This is a genomic window from Streptomyces sp. NPDC001020 (genome assembly GCF_053599115.1).
Genome location: NZ_JBSFLQ010000085.1, coordinates 1 through 6,117, shown reverse-complemented (window position 1 = coordinate 6,117; position 6,117 = coordinate 1). Strand labels below are relative to the sequence as shown.

5 protein-coding genes and 2 pseudogenes are annotated in these 6,117 nt (G+C 67.6%); 2 read left to right on the top strand and 5 right to left on the bottom strand.

Going from position 1 to position 6,117, the window contains the following annotated elements:
- Positions 1 to 195: 195 nt before the first annotated feature.
- Positions 196 to 1,395 carry a 4-hydroxybenzoate 3-monooxygenase gene (locus ACWDEX_RS36925; RefSeq protein WP_450469028.1) on the bottom strand — a complete coding sequence of 400 codons (1,200 nt, stop codon included), beginning with the start codon at positions 1,393 to 1,395 and terminating at the stop codon, positions 196 to 198.
- A 113-nt stretch (positions 1,396 to 1,508) separates the two neighbouring features.
- Entirely contained in the window at positions 1,509 to 2,033 is a 525-nt protein-coding gene (locus ACWDEX_RS36920) for an N-acetyltransferase (protein ID WP_450469026.1), read from the bottom strand.
- Between the two features lie 171 nt (positions 2,034 to 2,204).
- On the opposite strand from ACWDEX_RS36920, the gene ACWDEX_RS36915 reads away from it, so the two are divergent.
- The gene (locus ACWDEX_RS36915; protein WP_450469024.1) at positions 2,205 to 2,942 is read left to right on the top strand and encodes an SGNH/GDSL hydrolase family protein; all 738 of its coding nucleotides are present in this window, start codon (positions 2,205 to 2,207) and stop codon (positions 2,940 to 2,942) included.
- Here the strand turns inward: ACWDEX_RS36915 and ACWDEX_RS36910 are convergent.
- Positions 2,925 to 3,828, bottom strand: a pseudogene (locus ACWDEX_RS36910) (RNA-guided endonuclease InsQ/TnpB family protein); the annotation flags it as partial. The gene ACWDEX_RS36915 and the pseudogene ACWDEX_RS36910 overlap by 18 nt on opposite strands.
- Before the next feature lie 189 nt (positions 3,829 to 4,017).
- Here ACWDEX_RS36910 and ACWDEX_RS36905 point away from each other — a divergent pair.
- A pseudogene (locus ACWDEX_RS36905) lies at positions 4,018 to 4,288 on the top strand (RNA-guided endonuclease TnpB family protein); the annotation flags it as partial.
- A 94-nt stretch (positions 4,289 to 4,382) separates the two neighbouring features.
- On the opposite strand, the gene ACWDEX_RS36900 reads toward ACWDEX_RS36905, so the two are convergent.
- Both ACWDEX_RS36900 and ACWDEX_RS36895 read right to left on the bottom strand, forming a co-directional pair.
- Positions 4,383 to 4,811 (bottom strand): hypothetical protein, encoded by a 429-nt coding sequence (locus tag ACWDEX_RS36900; RefSeq protein ID WP_450469022.1) that lies wholly within the window; start codon positions 4,809 to 4,811, stop codon positions 4,383 to 4,385.
- Positions 4,801 to 5,910, bottom strand: coding sequence for a hypothetical protein (locus ACWDEX_RS36895; protein ID WP_450469020.1), 1,110 nt, complete (start codon positions 5,908 to 5,910; stop codon positions 4,801 to 4,803). The genes ACWDEX_RS36900 and ACWDEX_RS36895 overlap by 11 nt, the downstream gene beginning before the upstream one ends.
- Between the last annotated feature and the right edge of the window lie 207 nt (positions 5,911 to 6,117).

Below are 6,117 nucleotides of genomic sequence, written 5' to 3'. Positions count from 1 at the left end.
GGGGGACCCCCACGCCGCGTTGTCGGGATCGCCCGCGTACGCCCAGTACGCGGGCGACCCTCCGCCTTGCGAGGCACCGCACCAGACGCCGCGGGACCCGCCCTTCGGGCGGACGACGGGACTTTCGAAACACGCCCTAGCAGTCAGCGGACATGCCCAAAGGGCCGCTACATCGATGGACGGCACACTGAACGTTCAGACACCGACGTAGTTCTCGGCGAAGTGGTCCTGGTGTGCGCGGGAGGTGCGCAGGCTCTCAAGGCGGGCGTGCTGGAGGCCGCGGAGGTAGACCACCTCGTCGTCGTCCCCGATCGGCGCGTTCAGCAGGTTGACCATCCAGTGGGAGAACTCCTGTGCTCGCCAGATCCGGGGAAGGCAATCGGCCGAGTAGCGGTCGAGCAGGCCCTCGTCCTTGCTCGTGACGGCGGCGACCAGTGCCCGGGCGAGGATCTCGGCCTCCATCACCGCCAGGTTGGCGCCTTTGGCCGCCGCGGGGCTGATCAGGCTGGCGGCGTCTCCTACCAGGAACATCGGTCCGTACCGGATCGGGTCCAGGACGTCGGACTCCATATCGATGACGCCGCGTTCCAGGATCGGACCCTCGCGCAGCGCACCGTACTGGTCGACCCGCATGCGCAGGTTCAGCTCTTCCCAGATCCGGGAGTCGGTCCAGCCCTGCGGGTCCTCTCCTCTGGGGCACTGGAGGTAGTAGCGGGTGACGGACGGGGTGCGGGCCATGTGGCCGGCGAAGCCGCGTTCATGGACGGCGTACCCGATGGCGGACATGCTCGGCGGCGCCTCGGCCAGCAACGCGAGCCACGAAATCCCGTGGTCACGCCGGTAGTACCGAATCGCCCCTTCAGGCAGCGCACGGCGACTGACACCGTGTCGACCGTCACAGCCGGCCACGTACCGGCCGCTGCGCTGGAGGACGGCGCCGTCGGCGGTCCGCGCGGTGATCCCCGGCCGATCGCTGTCCAGGCCGGTCACCGCGGTCACCTCGGTCTCGAACCACAGCTCGCCCCCGCGCGCCAGGAACTGCGCGACGAGGTCGGTCACCAGGTGCTGCTGCGGGTACACGTTGTGAACCTCGCCGCGGCCGAGGGTGCTGTATCTGAGCTCGAACTGGCCGTATTCCGTGCGGAAGAGGCAGGCGTCGTGGCTCTGCCCCCGGGCGAGCAAGCCGGCCGCGAGACCGTTCTCCGTCAGGATGCGTGCGGTGTTGGCGGCCAGGAACCCCGCGCGCGCCCGCCGCTCGATGTGCTCTCGGCTCTGCCGCTCCACCACCAGGCAGTCGACACCCGCGGCCAGCAGGAGATTACCGAGCACCAGGCCGGCCGGTCCGGCACCGACGATCAGGACCGTTGGCGCGTTCTCCACGGCATGGTTCGCCATGATCGATCCCCCCGATTCCCGTAGAACCTGAGGAAGTCATACCAGATCACTGATGCCGAGAGGGACAGCACTACTTAACTGAACAGCCGCGTGGGTAGGACTTTGACGGCTGATCAGTCAACTGCCGTGTGGGAGTTTTCACCTTGATGGGACGGCAGTGCCAGCCAGTCCTGCCAGGGGATATCACGCCCCAGGTAGCGCGGCCTCCGGAAGGGCCAGTCGGCTGTGATCCACTGCGGCACGAGTGCGTCCAGCGCCTGCTCCACCCCACTGCCGACGAGTTCGTCCACCACCCACCACGAGATCTCGCCGTCAGCTCCGACCCGCTCCGGCGGGTCGATGTAGACACAGCCGAAAATCGCTGTCTCCGCACTGTCGAGCAAGGCGTAGTTGAAGGACTGGTGAGCGGCTATCTCCTTCTCGTGCCGCAGCAGGTCGATCCGATCTTCCTCGAACGTCATCGTCTCCTTGGGCCAGGCCCAGGCCGGGCCGAAGATGTTCCACAGGCGCTCGCGCGAGCCCATCACCGCCGGATAGTCCAGGGCGGTGTCGGCCTCCCTGATCGGCCGCAGGTGATGGGCGCCATCGGGCAGAGGAACGTGGACGGGGTGGACGAAGTCATCTGGCAGCCAGGTCATAGCGCCGAGGCTAACCGAGGGGCGATCCATGGCACTTGGTATTTTCGCTGGCGTGGATCCGGACGAAGGACCCGGATTCGTGGGTCGCGTTCTGTCCGCACCGCCGAGAGACGCACCTCCCCGAGTGAACTCCCCCACCAACACGGCAACTCCTACCACGAGGACGGCCATATGAACCCCCTCCTGTTGCCCGTCGTCGCCGCTCAGGGGATATGGGTGCGCTCGAAGACCGAGAGGATTCCACCGGCCACCGGCCCGATCGAGGGGACCGCGGGCGACGGGTCCGGCGTGCCGGTGCGCATCGGCGTGCTGGGCGAGTCGACCGCGGCCGGCTGTGGGGTCGATACCCAGGCGGAGGGGTTCCCGGCGGTTCTGGCCGGCGAACTCGCCACCCGGACCGGTCGGCCCGTCGAGTGGGAGGTGGTCGGGGAGTACGGCGCCACGGTCCGGCGCATCCGCCACCGACTGATGCCCAGGCTCGGGGAGAATCTGGACGTCGCAGTGCTCCTCGCGGGTGTGAACGACGTCCTGACGCGCCGCAGCCCGCAAGAGTGGAGCGACGACCTCGGCCCGGTCGTCGATCACTTGGCCGGTCGCGCCAAGCACGTCGTGGTGGCCGGCACCCCGACGTTCGAATCCGTGCCGTCCCTGCCGAGGTTCCTGGCCCGTTACCTCGGCGAGCATGCGACAGCGCTGGACGAGGCCTCCCGGCGGGTGTGTGCCGAGCGGCAGCGCGCGACCTGGATCGGCGCCGAGGCTCTGCTGCCGATGCGCCCGGAGTTCTTCGCCCGGGACGGCTTCCATCCGGGGGCGACCGGCTACCGCTTCTGGGCGGAGGCGGTAGCGAACCATCTGGCCGACCGCCGCGGCGATCTCCTCACCGAAGCAGCGTCAACTACCCGGGACTGAAAGTCCCGGGCTTGCACAACGGGCATCACTGGCTGTGGTGCTGCGTTTGCGTTCAGCCCCGCCCCGCTGGTGCGGTGGTGGGGCAGGGGCCGTTGACTGGGCCCCTCGTCGCCACAACTCCCACGCGCGGGCGCGGATGTTGCGGGAGCCGTTGCGGTCCGCGTGCGCAACGACGCCGCAGGACCGGCACACGAAGAGGGCTTGGGAGACCCGGTTCGCTGTGTCGATGTGCCCGCACTCCGCGCAGGTGCGCGAGGTGTACGCCGGATCGACGTACACCACCGGTACCCCCGCCCTGCGGGCCTTGTACGCGATGAACGCCCCCAGCTGGGCGAAAGCCCAGCTGGAGTGGGTGGCCCGTTGGGGCTTGCGAAGCCGTACCCGCTCACGGATGCCCGTCAGATCTTCCAGGGCGACCCCGCGACCGGTGCGTTCTGCCTCGGCCACCACATGCTTCGCGATCTTGTGGTTGATGTCCTTCGCCCGCCGCGCCTCCTTGCGCCGCCGCTTCTTCAGCCGACGCTTGGCGGACGGGGTGTTCTTCTTCTGGAGTTTGGTACGCAGCTTCCGTTCACGCACCCGGATGCGGTTCAGCTCCCGCCCGGCCATGATCTCGCCGTCAGACGTGATGGCGATGTTCACGATGCCCAGGTCGATCCCGAGGAAGTCCACCGGATCCGTATTCAGCGGCGCCTCAGGCACCTCGCAGGTGGCCGTCAAAAACCACATGCCGTCCCGGCACACGAGATCGGACTCGCCCTTGCGAGATCTGCCAGGACAGCATCCGGTCGTCGTACGGCTGCGCGCTCTGTGGCCGAAATGCGATCGGCTTCCCGATGGCCTTGCGGTACCGCTTCGAGCCGGGCTTGCCCAGGGCTTCAGCCCTGGGAGGAATCGCGTCCTCATGGTTGCGGCGCGGAGCGCTGCGGTGTCGCTGTTGGGTGCTCGGCAGTGGAGCGGCCGGGTGCCTCTTCCGGCGGAGCCGGGGATGTGCCGCGCGGTGACGGTTCACTCGTTCGGTGGAGGTGGGGGAACGTGCGGTGGGGGGTCGTATGTGTGAGTACGTTGGGTGATCGTGAAGCTGGTGGTGCAAGTCAGGCTGCTGCCGACGCCCCGTGCAGGCGACGGCGCTTGAGGCGACCCTGACCGCCTGTAACGAGGCGGCCGGCTGGGCCAGCGGCGTGGCTTTCGAGAGAGGTGTGAGGAAGAACTTCGCGCTGCGTGAGCACACCTACGGTGAGATCAAGGCCCGATGGGGGCTGGGTGCTCAGGCTGCCCAGCACGTGATCAAGAAGACCTGTGACGCCTATGCCACGTTGAAGGCGAACCTCAGGGCCGGGAACCTGTGGGTACGGACGGGTGTGCTCCGGTTCGTTCTCACCTCTTCCTCGTCTGGAGGACTGTGTGACACGCGGACAGGGGCGGGCCCTGGGCTCGGTCCTACGCCGGGGCGGAGGGAGGGTCCGTGTGGAGGGTGAGACGGGAGATATGGCCGGACTGGATGATGGGACCGTGCTGCGTTCCCCCACTGACGGTGTTGTTCACGGTGCTCCGCCGTGACTCCGCGTTCACGATGTCCTGGAGAGATGCAAGCAGGTCGCGCAGGTCCGTTCCGGTCGCGGAGTCTGTCTGAAGAAGCTGTCGCAGGTGGGCATGCCACTGACTCCTCGATTGCGCGTCGCCCGCGGCCTCGGCGGCGAGCAGCCGGGTCCGGGCGGTGTCCAAGTCGGCGATCGCGGTGCTGTCCGAACCGGTGCGCGAGAAGAATCGTCCGACGAGTTCGCGAGCGTGTGTCCAGGAGTCGGTGACCATGAGCGAGACCAAGGTGGTCGCTCCTGATGCTGCGAGAGCTGCCAGCTCACTGTCCATCGGTGGTCCCCTCGAACGGTGATGCGGGCGTCTCATCGGTCGCCCCGGGCGCGGAAGCCGGTGGCTCGTCGGCGTCCGGCGCGAAACTCGTCGGCGGGTGGAGCCTGCGCAGCAGGTCCTCAGCGGTCTCGTGCTGGTCCTGGGTCCGCAGGAGGTCGGCGAACTGTTTGGCCATCATCGGCCGCCGGTCGTCTCCGTCCGTCAAACCCATGCTGTTGAGAAAGGCCTCAAAGTGGTCCGCGGGCATCGGCTCTTGTTCGACGGGAGGAGCCGGTTCCTGCAACGGGTCCGGAGCGGGCCCTTCGCCGTGTGGCCGGGGCATGAGATCACGCAGCCGTTCCGGTACGTCGGTGTCGTTGGCTGCAGAGGTGAGTTGGGCGAGCAGACCGAGGTCCGCCACCGTTTTCTCGACGTGGTCGTCGTTCTTGGCGAGCCACCAGACGACAGCGCTGCCGGTGTCCTTCAGTACGTCATCGCTCAGGTACTGACGCTTGCTCTGCTCGTACTTCCGCTGGTGTTCCCACACCGCCTTGTCCTTGCGTACTTCGGCGAGCTGGTTCAGCCGCTCCTGATCGTTTTCGCGCAGGACGAGCGTGATGTCCTCCGCCATGGCCTGAAGGTGCCCGGTCGAGTCCGGGCGCATTCTGCTGAGCGCACCGCTCAGTTGGTGCTGCACCAGAGAGGGACGGCCTGGCTCCCGCTGCTCGGTGATCAGGCGGGCTCGATCCAGAACCGCATCGACCGCGAGGCCCGCTGGATTGAGGACGGGTTCGTTACCCGGCGCTTCGAGGGGGTACCACCGCACCGTCGCCGAGAAAAGGAAGTCGTAGTCGTCCCAGTTGCTGGGCAGTGCCACGTGCCTGACGTGCAGTTCCCTGCGTTCGATCGGAGGATCGGTGCGCTGTTCCTCCACGTCGACGTGCAAGGGTCCACGCCGCACTGCGGCGATCTTGAAGGCCATCGCGGGCACTCCGACGAGAAGTACGGCCAGTACCGGCCAGGCGAACACAGGCCACTCCTGCATCAGGCCGAGGATGGTCAACAGCAGGCCGCACAGGGTGGTGAGGAAGATGGTCGTCGTCTTGGAGCCGGTGGTCACGGTGTGGTCCCCCTGGGTGATGCCGCCCGCGGCGGCGTGGCGTGCGGGCCGAGGCCCTGTGCTGCGGAGATCTTCTGAAGCAGCCGGTCGGTGGTCGCGGTAGCTCGCTCGGGCCTAGCTTCGTACTTCGCGGGTAGCTCGTTCAGGTTTCTGGCCAGCGGGGATGTGTGGGTTCCAGGCCGAGGAGGTCGAGGAGATGGAGCTGGA